Raw genomic sequence first — 16142 nt, forward strand, 5'->3', positions numbered from 1 at the left:
TGATGGGCCAGCGTGCCCTCCACCGATCCGCGCCGGGCACACCGCACCCTGTGGGCCATGGCACGTTGCGAGGTCTGCGGAAACGAATACGGCATGTCGTTCGAGGTGCACGCACAGGGCGCGGTGCATGTCTTCGACTGCTTCTCCTGCGCGATCCACCGGATGGCTCCCCTCTGCGAGCACTGCCGGGTGCAGATCATCGGCCAGGGCGTGGAGGCCCAGGGGCAGTGGTACTGCGGCGCGCACTGCGCTCGCGCCGCGGGCAAGGCGGGGATCGTCGACCGGGTGTGACGGCCGGCGGCGCTCGCAGCCGACGGCGGTCCGTGGCGGGGCGGCGCTCCCGGGCGGGCGGCGCTCGCAGCCGGCGGCGGGCCCGGGGGCCCGGCCGGCGCGGGGTGCCGGGAAGCCGGACCCAGCGGCGGGGCCCGGCGGCCCAGGGGGTACCGTCGAAGCCGTGTACCGCTTCCTGTTGTCCCGGCAGTGGGTGATCCTCACCCTGATCTCGCTCGTTCTCATCCCCACGATGATCGAGCTGGGCTTCTGGCAGTACCACCGCCATGAGCGCCGGGTCGAGCAGAACGCCCTGATCGCCCGGAACCTCGACGCGAAGCCGGTACCGGTCACCGAGCTGACCTCCCCCGGGCACCGTGTCCCGCGGTCCGACTACTGGCGGCAGATCACCGCGACCGGGGTGTTCGACAGCGAGGGCGAGGTCGTCGTCCGCCGCCGGGTCAACGCCGACGAGCGCAACGGCTTCCATGTGCTGACCCCGCTGATCCTCGCCGACGGCCGGGCCGTGCTGGTCAACCGGGGCTGGATCCCGGCCGCCCCGAATCAGACCGCCTACCCGGAGGTCCCGCCGGCGCCCGGGGGCACGGTGACCGTCACCGGACGGCTCAAGGCGGACGAGACGACCAGGGCCAGCGGCATCAAGGATCTCGCCGGTCTGCCGCCCCGCCAGATCATGCTCATCAGCAGCGGTCAGCAGTCGGAGGCGCTCGGCGTCCCGGTCCTCGGCGGCTATCTGGAGCTGACCGCGCCGAAACCGCCCGGCGATTCCCCCGAGCGGATCCCCGAGCCCGACCACGACTCGATCGGCGCCCATATGGCGTACGCGATCCAGTGGTGGCTTTTCACCACCGGGGTGCCCGTCGGATGGGTCGTTCTCGTCCGCCGCGAAGTGCGCGACCGGCGAGCCGCCGCCGCCCGCTCCGGGGAGGAGTCCGGCAGCGCCGGCGAACCGCGAGTGACGCCGGTGAACGCCTGACACGTGTGTGGTTCCTGCTTAGTGGGACCACCGGGCGGGAACACGCCAGAGCGTGACACTACGCATCGAGGACTACGCCCTCATCGGTGATCTCCAGACGGCGGCACTGGTCGGCATGGACGGCTCGGTCGACTGGCTCTGTCTGCCGCGCTTCGACTCGGCGGCCTGCTTCGCCGCGATCCTCGGGGACAAGGACAACGGCCACTGGCGGATCGCGCCCAAGGGGGCCGAGCGCTGCACCCGGCGGGCGTACACGGCCGACACCCTCGTCCTCGAATCCGTGTGGGAGACCCGCACCGGGACGGTCAAGGTCATCGATTTCATGCCGCAGCGCGACACCAACCCCGATCTGATCCGGATCGTGGAGGGGGTCAGCGGCTCGGTCGACATGGAGGCCACCCTCCGGCTCCGCTTCGACTACGGCTCGGTCGTGCCCTGGATGCGGCGCGCGGCGGGGCACCGGGTGGCGGTCGCCGGGCCGGACTCGGTCTGGCTGCGCAGTGTGCCGGCGGTACGGACCTGGGGCCAGCAGTTCAGCACCGTGTCCGCGTTCACGGTGGGCGCCGGCGAACGGGTGGCGTTCGTCCTCACCTGGCATCCCTCGCACGAGTCCTGCCCCGAGCTCTGCGATCCCTTCGAGGCGCTGGAGACCAGCCGGCGGGACTGGACCGAGTGGGCGGACCGGTGCCGTACCGAGGGCCCCTACCGGGATGCCGTGGTCCGCTCCCTCATCACCCTGAAGGCGCTGACCTACCGGCCGACCGGCGGTATCGTCGCCGCGCCCACCACCTCCCTCCCCGAGGAGCTGGGCGGGGTACGGAATTGGGACTACCGCTTCTGCTGGCTGCGGGACGCCACCCTCACCCTGGACGCGCTGCTGGACGCCGGTTACCAGGAGGAGGCCAGGGCGTGGCGGGACTGGCTGCTCCGGGCGGTGGCGGGCGACCCGGCCGATCTCCAGATCATGTACGGGATCTCCGGGGAGCGGCGGCTGCCCGAGACCCGGCTGCCGTGGCTGGCGGGGTACGCCGGCTCCGCGCCCGTGCGCACCGGGAACGCCGCCGTGGAACAGCTTCAGCTCGATGTGTACGGCGAGGTCATGGACTCCCTCTTCCTGGCCAGGGAGGCGGGCCTGCCCTCGTACCTCCACGCCTGGTACATCCAGCTCAGTCTGCTGGGTTTCCTGGAGTCGAAGTGGCGCGAGCCGGACGAGGGCCTGTGGGAGGTGCGCGGGCCGCGCCGGCACTTCGTCCACTCCAAGGTGATGGCCTGGGTCGCCGCCGACCGCGCGGTGCGGACACTGGAGTCGGAGCCCGGACTGCGCGGGGATGTCGGCCGCTGGCGGACGATGCGCGACGAGGTCCACCGGGAGGTGTGCGAGAAGGGCTACGACCCGGTGCGCAACACCTTCACCCAGTACTACGGATCCGCCGAACTGGACGCGGCGACCCTGCTCATCCCCCGGGTGGGTTTTCTGCCGCCGGAGGATCCGCGGGTGATCGGCACGGTCGACGCGGTCCGGGCCGAACTGGGCACCGCGGGCGGTCTGGTGCGCCGGTACAGCACCGAGGGGGCCGCGGTGGACGGACTGCCCGGCTCCGAGGGTGCCTTTCTGGCCTGCTCGTTCTGGCTGGCGGACGCCCTGCGGATGACGGGCCGGACGGCGGAGGCCCGGGAGCTCTTCGAGCGGCTGCTCGCGCTCCGCAATGATGTGGGCCTGCTCGCCGAGGAGTACGACCCGGTCGCCCGGCGCCAGCTCGGGAATTTCCCGCAGGCGTTCAGCCATATCGCCCTGGTGACGACGGCCCTCGCCCTCGGCCGGGAGGATTCCCTCCCCGCCGGCGGGGAGGAACGGGCAGGATAGCTCCATGGATCTTGGACTGAAGGACCGTGTCTATGTGGTGACCGGTGCCTCGCGCGGGCTGGGCAACGCCTCCGCGCGAGCCCTGATCGCCGATGGCGCGAAGGTCGTCATCAGCGGGCGCGATGAGCAGACGGTCGTGGAGGCCGCGGCCGGACTCGGCCCGAACGCGGTGGGCATGGCGGTGGACAATGCCGAGCCCACCGGCGCGGAGCGCCTGATCGGGGCGGCCCGGGCGCACTACGGGCGGTTCGACGGGGTGCTGATCAGTGTGGGCGGGCCCGCCCCCGGCTTCGCCGCGGACAATACGGACGAGCAGTGGCGGGCCGCCTTCGACTCCGTCTTCCTCGGCGCGGTCCGGCTCGCCCGGACGGCCGCGGCGGCGCTGGACGAGGGCGGGGTGATCGGATTCGTGCTCTCCGGCTCGGTCAATGAGCCGATCCCCGGCCTGACGATCTCCAACGGCCTGCGGCCTGGGCTGGCGGGGTTCGCCAAGTCGCTCGCCAATGAGGTCGGCCCGCAGGGCATCCGGGTCGTGGGGCTCCTCCCGGGGCGCATCGACACGGACAGGGTCCGCGAGCTCGACGCCCTCAGCGGCGACGCGGAGGCCGCGCGGGCCGGGCACGAGTCCCGGCTGCCGCTGCGGAGGTACGGCACGGCGGAGGAGTTCGGGAGGGTGGCGGCCTTTCTGCTGTCGCCCGCCGCGTCCTACCTGACCGGGGTGATGGTGCCGGTGGACGGCGGCGCCCGGCACGGGTTCTAGTCCGGCGGCCGGCCGCCCCGGTGCGGGCGGCCGGTCCCGGGTTGCGGGCGGGCGGCCGCCCCCGGGTTGCGGGCGGGCGGCCGGTTCCCGCTCTCAGGGGGCGGCGAGCTCCACATGGCCGAGTTTGTCCGGGTTGCGAACGATGCGCAGCTCGGTGATCCGGCCGTCCTCGACCTCGCAGACGGCCACCGTGTCGGCCTGTCCGCCCACGGAGACCAGCAGCCCCGGGTGTCCATTGACATCGACCGGCACCACCGCGAGCCCCTCGACCGCCACATCCGAGACCACCGCGAGCAGAAAACGGGCCACCTTGCCGGAGCCGGTGATCGGCCGCAGCGCGGCCCTGATCCGGCCGCCGCCGTCGGTCCAGGCGGTGACCTCCGGCGCGAGGAGTTCCATCATCCGGTTGAGGTCGCCGCCCATACAGGCACTCAGGAATTCCCCGGTCACCCGGCGGCGCACCTCCGCCGGCGCCTCGTGGCGCGGCCGGCGGGCCCGGACATGGGATCTGGCGCGGTGCCCGACCTGGCGCACCGACGCCTCGCTCCGCTCCAGGGTGGCGGCGATCTCCGCGTACGGGAAACCGAAGACCTCCTTGAGCACGAAGACGGCCCGTTCCAGCGGCGACAGGGTCTCCAGCACCACGAGCAGGGCCAGCGAGACCGATTCGGCCAGCTCCGCGCCGGCCGCGGCGTCGTCGGGTGCCGTCACCAGGGGCTCGGGCAGCCACGGGCCGACATACGACTCGCGGCGGACGGCGGCCGAACTCAGCCGGTTGAGCGAGAGATTGGTGACGGTGCGGACCAGAAAACCGCCCGGATTGTCCACCTGCACGGTGGTACGGCTCCAGCGCAGCCAGGCGTCCTGGACCATGTCCTCGGCGTCGGCGACGCTGCCCAGCATGCGGTAGGCGACGCCGAAGAGGGTCCGGCGGTGCTCCTCGAAGACATCCGGGGAGGCGGGGTTCCCCGCCGGCGCGGTACCGCTCACGAGGCGGCCGGGAGGTCACAGGAGTCGGAGAACCCCTGGCTGGTCAGCCCGAACGCGCTGTTCACCCGGGAGCGCCAGTTCTCCAGCGCGACGATCGCCGTGAGCTCCACCAGGGCCGCCTCGCCCAGCAGGGTGAGCAGCTCCGCGGCCAGCTCGTCGGTGACCTCCGGCTCGGTCGCGGTGACGGCCTCGGCGTACTCCATGACCAGCTGTTCCGGCCGGGTGAAGAACCTCCGGTTCTCCCGCCACCGCGGCACATGGGCGATCTTCTCGGCGGGCATCCCCTGCCGGCGCCCCTCCCAGTGGCCGAAATCAAGGCACCAGGAGCAGTTGACGCGCGCCGCCGCGGCCATCACCGCGAGGTGCTTGAGACCGGGGTCGAGCCGGTTCCACTTCGCCGCCCGCCGCTCCAGGCTCAGATAGGTGTACAACACCCGGGAATTGTGCCCGTACGCCGAGCCCGGGTCGAGCACTTTGCCGTAGGTGCGGCGCGAGTACCAGGAGCCGATGCGCATCAGCAGGGTACGGGGCGGGGTGAGCGGGATACGCGGCATGGCGGTCCTTCTCCTCGGTGGGCCGGTTCTCACAGGAGTGACCGGCCGGCCCGGGGAAATGTGACACGGCCCCGCCGAAGCCCCGCCCGGGTCAGCTCACCCGGCGGGCGCGGTGCTTGGCGGCACGGATCCGGACCTCGGCGGGCAGTACGGGCAGACCCGCCGCGGCACGGGCATGTCCCAGCGCCTCCGAGGTCAGCCGGGTCAGGGTGGCCGCCGGGGAGGCGTGCGGTTCGAGCTGGAGCCGGACCCGCGCCCCGGGCTCCCTGCGGCGCCCGGTCAGCCGGACCCGCGCCCCGGAGACGCCCTCCAGCGACTCCGCCTCCCCCGCCACGGCGTTCTCCAGCGCCTGCCCGCGCAGCCGCGCGGCCTCGCCGTCCCCGCTGTCGACCACGATGTCGGTGAGCCGGCCCCGGCGGAGCTGGGCGAGGAGGAGCCAGAGAGCGCCGAGCACCAGTACCGCCAAGCCCGCGATGACCGCCGGCCACCACCAGCCCTCGTCCCGCCACCGCTCCCGGTCGGCGGTGCTCAGCAGCACATCGCGGCTGCCGTCCCAGGGGAACCAGGCGGGAACCGAGAGCCCCGTCCCGGTCGCGAGCACCGCCCCGCCGACGGCCACCAGCACCAGGCCCGCGAGGCCGAGCAGTACGCGATTGACGACCCGGAGCATCCGTGTCACCCCTTCTTCGCCGGTGGCCGCGAGACCCGGACGGCCCGCGCGGGGGGCTTGGCGATGCCGAGTTCGGCGATCGCGGTGCCGAGGGCGCCCTCCAGATCCGTCCGCACCTCTTCCAGTTCGCGGAAGTGGGAGCGGGCGCGCACGGAGACCTTGGAGCGGCGCACCCGCACCTTGGCGGACTGCACCCCGGGGACCTCCATCGCCCGGTCGCGGAGGACCTGCGCCGCCGCGTCCCGGTCCAGACAGGCGCGTACGGACGGATCGTCGCGGCGCATCGGGAGGAGCTTGCGGAGTCCCGGGGTGAGGGCGAGGAGGATCAGCCAGATCCCGAGCACGGCGGCGACCGCGGCGGCGATCAGTACGCCGGTGTCGTCCAGCCGCCAGCGCGCCAGATGTTCGGCGGTGGTGCGCCGCCACTGCATGGCCGGCCGGCCGGCGCGCACCGCGACGATGTCGTACAGCAGAATGCCGGCGCCGCCGAGGACCACCAGGGCGAGCAGCGCGGCCGGGATCCGGCGCACGGACCAGAACCGTCCGGCTCTCGCCCCGGCCGGGGCGGCGGGGGCCGGCTCCGAAGGACCGGCGGCGGGGGGCGTGCCGGTGTCGGAGTCCGGTCCGGCGGGTGCGGCGGTCATGTGGTCCTCCCCTCGGCCACTCCGCGCGAATGCGCCGAGTGCAGCCGCTCCACCAGCACCGACACCTCGGGGACCGCCATACCGGCCAGTGTCCCCACCCGGTTCTCGACCCGGCGGCGGACCGCGCCGCACTGTGCGCCGATGTCGGAGGGGTAGTCGAGTTCGAGACTGATCCGCACCCGGGCGGCGTCATGGCGCACGGTCACCGTGGCATGGGGAGCGCCGCCCCCCTCGGGGACGCCGCCGATCGCCTCGCGTGCCGCCTGAGCGGCGATCTTCGCGACCACCCGGTCGGCGATGACGGTCGCGCCGCGGTCACCGGCGGCCGGAAGGCCGCCGTCCCGCTCATCCGCTGTGGAGTGTTCCGCGGCCACCCCGCCTCACCGCCGCCGGTCGCCGCGCTCGCGACCCCGGAAGAAGTCACCGGGCTCGATATCGCCGTCCACAAAGCGCCCGGCCACGAACCCGACCGCGCCAAGTGCCGCGACCAGCAGAAACGCGCCGAAGCCGCCGAAGTACCCGGCGAAGCCGAGTGCCATGCCAGCCACCATGCCGACCACAGCCATGTTCATCGTTAGCTCCTCCATTGGAACCACTGGAACAACTGCCGACCCGCCGAACCGCCCGGTCTCCGGTGCCTCAGTGGAGTCGGGGCTGCTCGGGCTCGTCCTCTTCCTCGTCGGGCAGCTTCACATCGCTCACCGCGATGTTGACCTCGACGACCTCCAGACCGGTCATGCGCTCCACGGCCGAGATCACGTTCTCCCGGACCGCGCGGGCGACCTCGGCGATGGAGAATCCGTACTCGACCACGATCTCCAGGTCGAGCGCCGTCTGCACCTCGCCGACCTCGGCCTTCACTCCTCGGGTGACACTGGACTTCCCGCCGCCGGGGACGCGGTCGCGGACCGCGCCGAAGGTCCGGGAGAGGCCGCTGCCCATCGCGTGGACACCCACCACATCGCGGGCCGCCAGCCCTGCGATCTTCTCGACCACGCCGTCGGCGATCGTGGTGCGCCCGCGGGAGGCGGGATCGCCGCCGCCGCGCTTGGCGGTCGATGTCCTCCGGGAATCGCGCTGCTCGCCGCCCGCGCCGGTCGGCTCACTGCCGGTGGTGTCGCTCATCGTCCTGGATCCTTTCCGGGGCCGTACAGATCTCTGTGATGCCCAGAGCCTCGCTCATCGGCATTTCTCGCTGGCTATCCGGTTTTCGCACCACTTGTCGTGACACACACCCACCAGTCTTGCCGGTTCTCACCGATCCCGCCGGTTCACGGAGGAGCCGCGGCGGGCTCCCGGACCATGCTCAACTGCCGGATCGTCCCGAAGGACACTCCTTTGCCCGGATGAGGGCGCTTGCCCGTTCCGGCGCGGTGCATACGGCAGGCTGGGGCAATGACCACTGCTGATGCGGTACGGAGATGGCTCGGCCCGGGCAGACTGCTCCCGCTGGGCGGGGCCGCGGACGGAATCTGGCTGACCGAGCGGGCCGCCGCGGCGGCGCTCGGCGAGACGGCGGCCGGGATTCCCGGCGTACGGCCGGGCAGGGTACGGCTGGGTCCGGCCGGCGGCCCGGAGCGGTCGGCGGTTCCGGTGCCGCCGATTCCGCCGGGCGGGTTGCCGCCGGGGGTGCTGCGCATCGAGGCGGACTTCGCGGCCGGGGCCGGCGAACCGCTGCCCGTCCTCGCCGCGGCCCTGCGGGAGGCGCTGCTGGCCGCCGCGTCGGCCGGGCTGGGGCTGGAGGTGCGCGAGGCCGATCTCCGGGTGACGGCGCTCCTCGACCCCTCGGAGGAGGCCGCACCGGAGAGCGCGGCTCCGCCACCCGGACCGCGGCCGGCGGAAGCGGAGGGTCCGGCCGGCTCCGCGGCTGCCTCGGTCGAGGGGGTCGCCCATCTGACAGCGGTGCTGGGCCCGGCGGTGCACACCGCTCCGGATCATGTCCGGGTGGAGGCGGCCATCGCCCGGGGGCACCACCCGCTCACCGTGGCACGGGCGGTACGGGTCGCGGTGTCCGCGGCGCTCGGGACCGGTCTGCCCGTGACCGTGCTGGTCACAGCCGTGAACGCCTAGGGTCTTCGGCTCGGATCCCGCTGGGGCGCGCTCTGGCGGGATCCGGAAGGAAGACCCCGGCGAAGGGGGTGGGCGGCGGCCGGGTCAGTCGCCGATGCCCGCGAGATCCCGGAGGCGGCGCGCCTGGGCCGCCCGCTCGGCCGTCCGCTGTTCCTCCAGGGAGCGGCCGGCGGCGCCCCGGAGCAGCGCCTTGGTCTCGATGACCGCATCACGCGGTGCGGCGAGCAGCGCCGTCGCCAGATCCCGTACCGCGCCGTCGAGCTCCCCGGCGGGGACCACCAGATTGGCGAGCCCGGTGCGCTCGGCCTCCTCGGCGCGGACGGAGCGGCCGGTGGCGCAGATCTCCAGCGCGCGGGCGTAGCCGACGAGTGCCACCAGCGGATGGGTACCGGTGAGATCGGGGACCAGCCCGAGGCTGGTCTCGCGCATGGCGAACTGGACATCGTCGGCGACGATGCGCAGGTCGCAGGCGAGTGCGAGCTGGAATCCGGCACCGATGGCATGTCCCTGGACCGCCGCGACGGTGATCAGATCACTCCGCCGCCACCAGGTGAAAGCCTCCTGGTACTCGGCGATGGCCGAATCCAGCTCGGCATCGGAAGCGCGTGCCAGGTCAAGGAAGGACGGCTCACCGTCGAAGCCCTCGGGCGTGAACGCCTGCCGGTCGAGACCGGCGGAGAAGGACACGCCTTCCGCGCGCAGCACAACGACCCGCACGGTGCCCGGCAGTGACCGTCCGGCCTGTGCCAACGCCCGCCACAGAGCGGGAGACTGAGCGTTGCGCTTCGCCGGATTGGTCAGCGTTACCGTGGCGACCGCGTCCTCGACGGCGAGCTGTACACCGTCCTTGTCCAGTACGAGGTCACGCGCGGAGTCGAGCGAAGTCATGGGGCGCCTCCGGTTCGGGTGCAGTCTCCGTGCAGCGTAACTAAGCGACTGCACAGTAACCACCCGTGGCCGGCCACTCCTCAGTGACCCTTCACGGGAGACGATCATCCGGCCGGCCGTGTGACCGGCCGGATGACCACCTCAAGAACCGGTGGGAAGCCCTGGTCGTCAGACCTGGGCCGAAGCGGCCTTCTTGCCTCGTGTCGCTCCGCCGCGTCCCCGCAATGTGACTCCGGACTCGCTCAGCATCCGATGGACGAATCCATAAGACCGGCCGGTCTCTTCGGCCAGCGCCCGGATGCTCGCACCGGAGTCGTATTTCTTCTTCAGGTCTGCCGCGAGCTTGTCGCGCGCGGCGCCGGTCACCCGGCTGCCCTTCTTCAGAGTCTCGGCCACCCGTGCCTCCTCATGGGAAGTGCGCTCTGGACTTCTCATGATCACCCCTTGCGCGCTTCCTGGCCACCCATTCGGCAAGGTCCATGCGAGGACCTTTGTTGTGCGATATACGGCGAGCGGCTCCGGAAGGGTTCATTCCGAGGCTCCGAAAATCGCCGCCCGCGCGCGCTGTCCGGGGAATTGCCTGGTCAGAGTCGGTACGACGGAAGGGGCCGCGCTCCGTCTCCGGAACTCGGCCCCTCACTCGGCGTCACTCCGGGGTACGAGACACACTCACTCAGATGATGGATCACCTGTGAGCCGAATGATCCATAGGCAGTGGATCAGTGTTCTGACCGGCCGCTGGGCGGAATCAGGCGAGCGCGACCAGATCGCGGTAGTCGGCTCCCCAGAGATCCTCGACTCCGTCGGGCAGCAGGATGATCCGCTCGGGCTCCAGCGCCTCGACGGCACCCTCGTCGTGGGTGACCAGGATGACCGCGCCCTTGTAGGTGCGCAGGGCTCCGAGGATCTCCTGGCGGCTGGCCGGGTCGAGGTTGTTGGTGGGCTCGTCGAGCAGCAGCACATTCGCGGAGGAGACCACGAGGGTCGCCAGCGCCAGCCGGGTCTTCTCACCGCCGGAGAGCACACCGGCCGGCTTGTCGACGTCGTCGCCGGAGAAGAGGAACGAGCCCAGGGTCTTGCGCACCTCGACCAGATCGAGATCGGGCGCCGAGGAGCGCATGTTCTCCAGGACGGTGCGCTCGGGGTCCAGGGTCTCGTGCTCCTGGGCGTAGTAGCCCAGCTTGAGGCCGTGGCCCGGGGTGACCTGGCCGGTGTCGGGCTTCTCCACCCCGGCGAGCAGCCGCAGCAGGGTGGTCTTGCCGGCGCCGTTGAGGCCGAGGATGACCACCCGGGAGCCCTTGTCGATCGCCAGATCGACATCGGTGAAGATCTCCAGCGAGCCGTACGACTTGGAGAGGCCCTCGGCGGTGAGCGGGGTCTTGCCGCAGGGCGCGGGCTCGGGGAAGCGCAGCTTGGCGACCTTGTCGGAGGCGCGCACCTCCTCAAGACCCGCGAGCAGGCGCTCGGCGCGCTTGGCCATGTTCTGCGCCGCGACCGTCTTGGTGGCCTTGGCGCGCATCTTGTCGGCCTGGGAGTTGAGGGCGGCGGCCTTCTTCTCCGCGTTCTGGCGCTCGCGCTTGCGGCGCTTCTCGTCCGCCTCGCGCTGCTGCTGGTAGAGCTTCCAGCCCATGTTGTAGACGTCGATCGTGGAGCGGTTGGCGTCCAGATAGAAGACCTTGTTGACGACCGTCTCGACCAGATCGACATCGTGGGAGATCACGATGAAGCCGCCGCGGTAGGTCTTGAGGTAGTCGCGCAGCCAGACGATCGAGTCGGCGTCGAGGTGGTTGGTGGGCTCGTCGAGGAGCAGGGTGTCGGCGTCGGAGAAGAGGATCCGGGCCAGCTCGACGCGGCGGCGCTGACCGCCGGAGAGCGTGTGCAGCGGCTGGCCGAGGACCCGGTCGGGGAGCCCGAGGGCGGCGGCGATGGTGGACGCCTCGGCCTCGGCCGCGTACCCGCCCTTGGTCAGGAACTCCGTCTCCAGGCGCTCGTACTTCTTCATGGCCTTCTCGCGGGTGGCGCCCTTGCCGTTGGCCATCCGGTCCTCGTTCTCGCGCATCTTGCGGAGGACGGAGTCGAGATCGCGGGCGGAGAGGATGCGGTCACGGGCGAGGATGTCGAGATCGCCGGTGCGCGGGTCCTGCGGGAGGTAGCCGACCTCGCCGGAGCGGGCGATGGTGCCGGCGGCGGGCTGGCCCTCGCCCGCGAGGCACTTGGTGAGGGTGGTCTTGCCCGCTCCATTGCGGCCGACGAGGCCGATGCGGTCGCCCCGGGCGATGCGGAAGGAAGCGGATTCGATGAGGATGCGGGCGCCGGCACGCAGCTCAACACCGGAAGCGGTGATCACGGACAGTCTCCAGGGCGGTATGGACGGCGGAAGGACGGGGCGCGGGGGCTTCGACGCCGGCTAATGCGCAAGGAGGATGGCCATACGGGCCAGTCTAACGGGGGGCTGCAAGTGCTTTTCGCTCCCCGGGGACGGATTCGCGGCGGTACGGGCAGCGGAGCGGGGCCCTCCGCCGGCCGACAGGCCCGGATGACGACAAAAGGGGCATTCCGCTGGCGGGTGTCCGATACTCGGCGCGGGGCGGCGGGCCGGCGCCGTGCCGGATCCGGGCGGGGCCGGTGTCCGACACAGGGCCGGCGGCCGCCGGCGGGACGGAAGCCGGGAGTGGTGGCCCATGCGGTTCGACGACGACGCCGATCTGGACACGTCCGAGGTCAAGGATGTGCGCGGCGGCCGGATCCCCGGCGGGAAGGCCACCGTCGGCGGCGGGATCGCCGGGGTCGTCGCCCTGATCCTCGGGCTGCTCTTCGGGATCGGCCCCGAACAGCTCGGGCTGTCCTCCGGCGCCCCCGATCCGGTGGCGACCTCCTCCTCGCAGGCGGAGGTGGACCGGGCCTGCCGGCGCGGCTCCGACGCGAACACCCGGGAGGACTGCCGGATCGTCGCGGTGGTCAACAGCGTGCAGGACTTCTGGCGGGCGGAGTTCCCGCGCCGCCAGGGACGGTACGCGGACGCCCGGACGGTGCTCTTCACCGGCCGGGTGAACACCGCCTGCGGTGCGGCGACCTCGGCGGTCGGCCCGTTCTACTGCCCCGGCGACCGGCAGGTGTACCTCGATCTCGGGTTCTTCGGCGAGCTGCGGGACTCCTTCGGATCCGGCGGCGGACCGTTCGCACAGGCGTATGTCGTGGCACACGAGTACGGACACCATGTGCAGAACCTGATGGGGACGCTCCAGCGGGCCGGGGACGGCGGGCGGGGCGCCGGGAGCAACTCCGTACGGGTGGAGCTCCAGGCCGACTGCTACGCGGGCGTCTGGGCGCATCACGCGACCACCACGCCCGACGAGACCACCGGCCGTCCGCTGCTGACCAGCCTGACGGACGCGGACATCCGGGACGGACTCGACGCGGCGGCGGCCGTGGGCGACGACCGGATCCAGGAGCGGTTCCAGGGCCGGGTGACCCCGGAGACCTGGACGCACGGCTCGGCGGCCCAGCGGCAGCGGTGGTTCGGCATCGGCCACCGCACCGGCGACATGGCCCGCTGCAACACCTTCGCCTGAGCGGGCGCGCCGGCGGGGGCCCGGTCTCCGGGCCCCCGCCGCCCCGCGCCGGGGCTACGCGCCGCCGGTGTGGACCTGGAAGGCGGCCCGGCGCACCGCCTTGGCGAGCGCCGGATCGGGGTGGGCGGCGGCCAGCGCCACCAGGACCTGGACGGTACGGGGATGTCCGCCCGCCCGGACCTCCTCCAGCAGCGCCGGGACGGTGCCCTGCACGGCGGAGTCGAGATGGCGCAGCAGCAGCTGGGGCTCGCCGTGGTCGGCCACGGCGGCGGCGGTGTCCACCCAGAGCCAGGTGGCCTCCTCGCGGGTGAGCACGTCCTGGGCGTCCTCGGCGTCCGCGCCCTCGTACTCCGCCAGCCACAGCAGCGCGTACGGACGGAGCGAGGGCTCCTCGGCGGCGGCGCGCACCTCGGCCTCGGCAGGGCCGCCGACCACCCGCAGGGCCTCGAAGGCGAGACCCCGCAGCAGGGCGTCCTCGCCCCTGGCGACGCCGAGGAGCTCCGTCACCGCGCTGGAGACGGTGCGGGCGGCGAGCCAGGCGCGGTACTCGGCCCGGGCGGGCCCGGGGGTGAGCCGGGCGCAGCCGCGCAGCATGTCGTCGGCGGACTGCTCGATGTTCCCGGCCGGGCTCTGGGCCGCGACACAGATCTGCTCCAGCTTGACCCAGACCGCCCAGTTCCCCAGCGGGGTGAGGGTCGCCGAGCGGCCCTTGTCGAGGGTGAGGGCGCCGACCGCGGAGAGACCCTCCAGGGCCCAGTCGAGCAGGGTGGCGACGGTCTCCGGGCCGGGCGGCTGGGCGGCCGGGACCGCTTCCGCCGGGCCGGCCTCCGGCACCGGCAGCGGCTCGGCCTGCGGCCCGTAGGGGACCTCGCAGCGCTCCTCGCGGAGCTCCGCGACGCGCTGCTCCAGCAGATCGAGCAGGACCGGAACCAGAACGGGACCGGCCGAGAGCTGGAGGAGCGAGAGCACCTGGGGAACGGCCTCGACGACCTCCGCGACGGCCGCGGGGGCGACATCGCCGGGGGCCGGGTGCACCAGCGACCAGGCGTCGAAGAGAGCGACCCAGCCGCGCAGCACGGCCATGTCGTCGCGGTCCCAGGCGCGCAGCCGCCAGCCGGGACGCGCGGTGCCGCCGTGGAGCTCCACGAGACCGGCCAGGCGGGCCCGGTCCCAGCCGGCCCGCACCTGAAGCGGGGTCAGCCCGAGCGCGGCGGCGGCCCGTTCCCGGGCCGGGGTGGCGAGGGGGGCGCTGCTCTGGTCCCGCTCGACGGCCGCCCAGCGGGCGATCCGCACGGCGTCGGCGAGGACTTCCCTCGCCTGACGGGCCAGTTCTGCGGGAGGAGGAGTGCCCTCGGGGGGCCTCGGGGCCGGCCGGGTACGCCGGGTCGTCACAGCCCGTCGGGCGGTGGCCAGAGGTCGCGGGCGGACAAGACGGAGTCTGGAGTTGCGCGCCAATTGCTCATCAGGCTTTCGGGACGTCACAAGGAGCAGTGTTCCCGCTGATGGCCCGAAAGCCCAAACGGAACCCGGACGAGGTGCCCGGACCGAGCCCCGGCGACGCGCCGCGGGGAGCCGCCGGAAGGGGTCCGGCGGCTCACATCAGAGGGGTCAGGAAGCGGCGCAGCGCCTCTTCGCAGCGGGCCGGGTCGGCGTTCCACATGGCTCCGTGGGGAGCGTTGCGGACGGTGTGGAGACTGACGAGCTCGGGGCGGCTCGCGGCGAGCTCCCGGGACGGCTGCCAGGGGGCGACGGTGTCGTCCGGCCCGTGAATGATCAGCGTCGGCACCCGGAGGACCTGCGGATCCGTCAGTGCGAGCGGCCCGTCGTCATAGAGTCCGGCCCGGCTGCGGGCCGCCCGGACGGCGAGGGGGACGAGCGGGGCCGGGGTGTGCCGGGCGGCGGCCAGCGCCCGTACGGTGGCCTCCTTGTCGAGCACCGGCGAATCGAGCACCAGCCCCTTGATCCGGTCGCGCAGCGCGGAGCCCGCGGCGGCGTGCAGCGCCATCGTGGCGCCGGTGGACCAGCCGTGGATGACGATGCCGCCCGCGCCCTCACGGACGGCGAAGCGGAGGGCGGCGTCCAGATCCCGCCACTCGGAATCCCCGAGGTGCCCGAGGCCATCGGGCGGCCTGGGGCCATCGGGATCACCGCGGTAGCCGAGACCGAGGACGGGGAGCCGGCGGCCGTGCAGGAAGGGCAGCAGGTTCATGGGGTGCTCCCGGGTGGCCCCCAGGCCGTGCACCGCGATCACCCAGGTGTCGCGGGGCGCCGGGACGTACCAGGCGGGGAGCGGGCCGAGCTCGCCGGGAATGGTGACATCGGTGTGCCGGATGCCCAGCGCCGACAGGGGGTCACCGGTGTACAGCCGGGGGCTGAGCCGCACCCGCGTGCCGGGCTCCAGGCTCCCCGGACCGACCCGCTCCAGCCGGCGCACCACGGTGTCGGCCGGGTGCGGCTCGTCGTCGAGGACCGGGCCGATCACGGCATGGACCCCGGGCCCGTCGATGCCGTACGTGCCCGGGCGCAGGGAGGCCAGGCTGCGGGTGAGCGTCACCCGGCCCGGCGACGCGGAGTGCACGGTGAGCCGGTGATCGCCGGGGATGGGCCGGTCGGGCGGCACCTTGAGCGCCGCGTCGCTCGCGAAGCGGCCGGCGGCGAGGCCGGCCGCGCCGATACCGATCAGGGTGGTGACGGCCGCTGCCGTCGCTGTTGCCGGGCGCACGGTTCCAGTGTCGGCACGGGTGCGGGGTCGTGCCATCGGGCGGGGGCCGGGGGTGTACGCGGCTGCCTCCGGCGGGGCGGGGTGTGGTGCGCCCTCGCCCCGTGGTGCGGGCCCCTTTCCGGGGCTCCGCCCCGGACCCGG

Annotated in this window: 18 protein-coding genes; 6 read left to right on the plus strand and 12 right to left on the minus strand. The window is 73.0% G+C overall.

What is annotated here, in order from left to right; genetic code table 11:
• Positions 1-57 precede the first annotated feature (57 nt).
• The 4 genes from AAFN69_RS24615 to AAFN69_RS24630 all read left to right on the plus strand — a co-directional run bounded on the left by AAFN69_RS24615 (position 58) and on the right by AAFN69_RS24630 (position 3891).
• Complete coding sequence (locus AAFN69_RS24615) at positions 58-291, plus strand: hypothetical protein (protein WP_347730904.1); 234 nt, start codon at positions 58-60, stop codon at positions 289-291.
• Positions 292-454: 163 nt separating this feature from the next.
• Positions 455-1267, plus strand: coding sequence for an SURF1 family protein (locus AAFN69_RS24620; RefSeq protein WP_347730905.1), 813 nt, complete (start codon positions 455-457; stop codon positions 1265-1267).
• Positions 1268-1319: 52 nt separating this feature from the next.
• Complete coding sequence (locus AAFN69_RS24625; RefSeq protein ID WP_347730906.1) at positions 1320-3131, plus strand: glycoside hydrolase family 15 protein; 1812 nt, start codon at positions 1320-1322, stop codon at positions 3129-3131.
• A 4-nt stretch (positions 3132-3135) separates the two neighbouring features.
• Positions 3136-3891 (plus strand): SDR family oxidoreductase, encoded by a 756-nt coding sequence (locus AAFN69_RS24630; protein WP_347730907.1) that lies wholly within the window; start codon positions 3136-3138, stop codon positions 3889-3891.
• A 93-nt stretch (positions 3892-3984) separates the two neighbouring features.
• Here AAFN69_RS24630 and AAFN69_RS24635 read toward each other — a convergent pair whose 3' ends face one another.
• The 7 genes from AAFN69_RS24635 to AAFN69_RS24665 form a co-directional block, all read right to left on the minus strand.
• Entirely contained in the window at positions 3985-4881 is an 897-nt protein-coding gene (locus AAFN69_RS24635; RefSeq protein ID WP_347730909.1) for an RNA polymerase sigma-70 factor, read from the minus strand.
• Positions 4878-5435, minus strand: a complete 558-nt coding sequence (locus tag AAFN69_RS24640) for a carboxymuconolactone decarboxylase family protein (protein ID WP_347730910.1) — start codon at positions 5433-5435, stop codon at positions 4878-4880. Before AAFN69_RS24640 ends, AAFN69_RS24635 begins: the two co-directional genes overlap by 4 nt.
• 91 nt (positions 5436-5526) lie before the next feature.
• A complete protein-coding gene (amaP, locus tag AAFN69_RS24645) occupies positions 5527-6105 on the minus strand; it encodes an alkaline shock response membrane anchor protein AmaP (RefSeq protein WP_347731076.1) in 579 nt (192 codons plus the stop codon).
• Between the two features lie 5 nt (positions 6106-6110).
• Positions 6111-6749 carry a DUF6286 domain-containing protein gene (locus AAFN69_RS24650; protein WP_347730912.1) on the minus strand — a complete coding sequence of 213 codons (639 nt, stop codon included), beginning with the start codon at positions 6747-6749 and terminating at the stop codon, positions 6111-6113.
• The gene (locus tag AAFN69_RS24655) at positions 6746-7123 is read right to left on the minus strand and encodes a hypothetical protein (RefSeq protein WP_347730913.1); all 378 of its coding nucleotides are present in this window, start codon (positions 7121-7123) and stop codon (positions 6746-6748) included. The genes AAFN69_RS24650 and AAFN69_RS24655 overlap by 4 nt, the downstream gene beginning before the upstream one ends.
• Positions 7124-7129: 6 nt before the next feature.
• Positions 7130-7321, minus strand: coding sequence for a hypothetical protein (locus AAFN69_RS24660; RefSeq protein ID WP_347730914.1), 192 nt, complete (start codon positions 7319-7321; stop codon positions 7130-7132).
• A gap of 67 nt (positions 7322-7388) precedes the next feature.
• Positions 7389-7874, minus strand: a complete 486-nt coding sequence (locus AAFN69_RS24665) for an Asp23/Gls24 family envelope stress response protein (RefSeq protein WP_347730915.1) — start codon at positions 7872-7874, stop codon at positions 7389-7391.
• A 270-nt stretch (positions 7875-8144) separates the two neighbouring features.
• On the opposite strand from AAFN69_RS24665, the gene AAFN69_RS24670 reads away from it, so the two are divergent.
• Entirely contained in the window at positions 8145-8819 is a 675-nt protein-coding gene (locus AAFN69_RS24670; protein WP_347730916.1) for a hypothetical protein, read from the plus strand.
• An 84-nt stretch (positions 8820-8903) separates the two neighbouring features.
• On the opposite strand, the gene AAFN69_RS24675 is transcribed toward AAFN69_RS24670, so the two are convergent.
• The 3 genes from AAFN69_RS24675 to AAFN69_RS24685 all read right to left on the minus strand — a co-directional run bounded on the left by AAFN69_RS24675 (position 8904) and on the right by AAFN69_RS24685 (position 12054).
• The gene (locus AAFN69_RS24675; RefSeq protein ID WP_347730917.1) at positions 8904-9707 is read right to left on the minus strand and encodes an enoyl-CoA hydratase/isomerase family protein; all 804 of its coding nucleotides are present in this window, start codon (positions 9705-9707) and stop codon (positions 8904-8906) included.
• Positions 9708-9875: 168 nt separating this feature from the next.
• Positions 9876-10103, minus strand: a complete 228-nt coding sequence (locus tag AAFN69_RS24680) for a helix-turn-helix domain-containing protein (protein ID WP_347730918.1) — start codon at positions 10101-10103, stop codon at positions 9876-9878.
• Positions 10104-10455: 352 nt separating this feature from the next.
• Positions 10456-12054 carry an ABC-F family ATP-binding cassette domain-containing protein gene (locus tag AAFN69_RS24685; protein WP_347730919.1) on the minus strand — a complete coding sequence of 533 codons (1599 nt, stop codon included), beginning with the start codon at positions 12052-12054 and terminating at the stop codon, positions 10456-10458.
• A 334-nt stretch (positions 12055-12388) separates the two neighbouring features.
• Between AAFN69_RS24685 and AAFN69_RS24690 the strand changes: the two genes are divergently transcribed.
• Positions 12389-13279, plus strand: coding sequence for a neutral zinc metallopeptidase (locus tag AAFN69_RS24690; RefSeq protein WP_347730920.1), 891 nt, complete (start codon positions 12389-12391; stop codon positions 13277-13279).
• 54 nt (positions 13280-13333) lie between these two features.
• Here AAFN69_RS24690 and AAFN69_RS24695 read toward each other — a convergent pair whose 3' ends face one another.
• Entirely contained in the window at positions 13334-14671 is a 1338-nt protein-coding gene (locus AAFN69_RS24695; protein ID WP_347730921.1) for a hypothetical protein, read from the minus strand.
• A 202-nt stretch (positions 14672-14873) separates the two neighbouring features.
• Positions 14874-16001, minus strand: a complete 1128-nt coding sequence (locus AAFN69_RS24700) for a hypothetical protein (protein WP_347730922.1) — start codon at positions 15999-16001, stop codon at positions 14874-14876.
• Positions 16002-16142 lie beyond the last annotated feature (141 nt).

It is taken from the genome of Streptomyces sp. CAU 1734, from assembly GCF_039888735.1.
GTDB lineage: Bacteria > Actinomycetota > Actinomycetes > Streptomycetales > Streptomycetaceae > Streptomyces.

Coding starts and splice junctions, on each gene's coding strand:
- AAFN69_RS24615 (WP_347730904.1), top strand. CDS start 58: ATGGCACGTTGCGAGGTCTGCGGAAACGAATACGGCATGTCGTTCGAG.
- AAFN69_RS24630 (WP_347730907.1), top strand. CDS start 3,136: ATGGATCTTGGACTGAAGGACCGTGTCTATGTGGTGACCGGTGCCTCG.
- AAFN69_RS24640 (WP_347730910.1), bottom strand. CDS start 5,435: ATGCCGCGTATCCCGCTCACCCCGCCCCGTACCCTGCTGATGCGCATC.
- amaP (WP_347731076.1), bottom strand. CDS start 6,105: ATGCTCCGGGTCGTCAATCGCGTACTGCTCGGCCTCGCGGGCCTGGTG.
- AAFN69_RS24650 (WP_347730912.1), bottom strand. CDS start 6,749: ATGACCGCCGCACCCGCCGGACCGGACTCCGACACCGGCACGCCCCCC.
- AAFN69_RS24660 (WP_347730914.1), bottom strand. CDS start 7,321: ATGAACATGGCTGTGGTCGGCATGGTGGCTGGCATGGCACTCGGCTTC.
- AAFN69_RS24665 (WP_347730915.1), bottom strand. CDS start 7,874: ATGAGCGACACCACCGGCAGTGAGCCGACCGGCGCGGGCGGCGAGCAG.
- AAFN69_RS24670 (WP_347730916.1), top strand. CDS start 8,145: ATGACCACTGCTGATGCGGTACGGAGATGGCTCGGCCCGGGCAGACTG.
- AAFN69_RS24675 (WP_347730917.1), bottom strand. CDS start 9,707: ATGACTTCGCTCGACTCCGCGCGTGACCTCGTACTGGACAAGGACGGT.
- AAFN69_RS24690 (WP_347730920.1), top strand. CDS start 12,389: ATGCGGTTCGACGACGACGCCGATCTGGACACGTCCGAGGTCAAGGAT.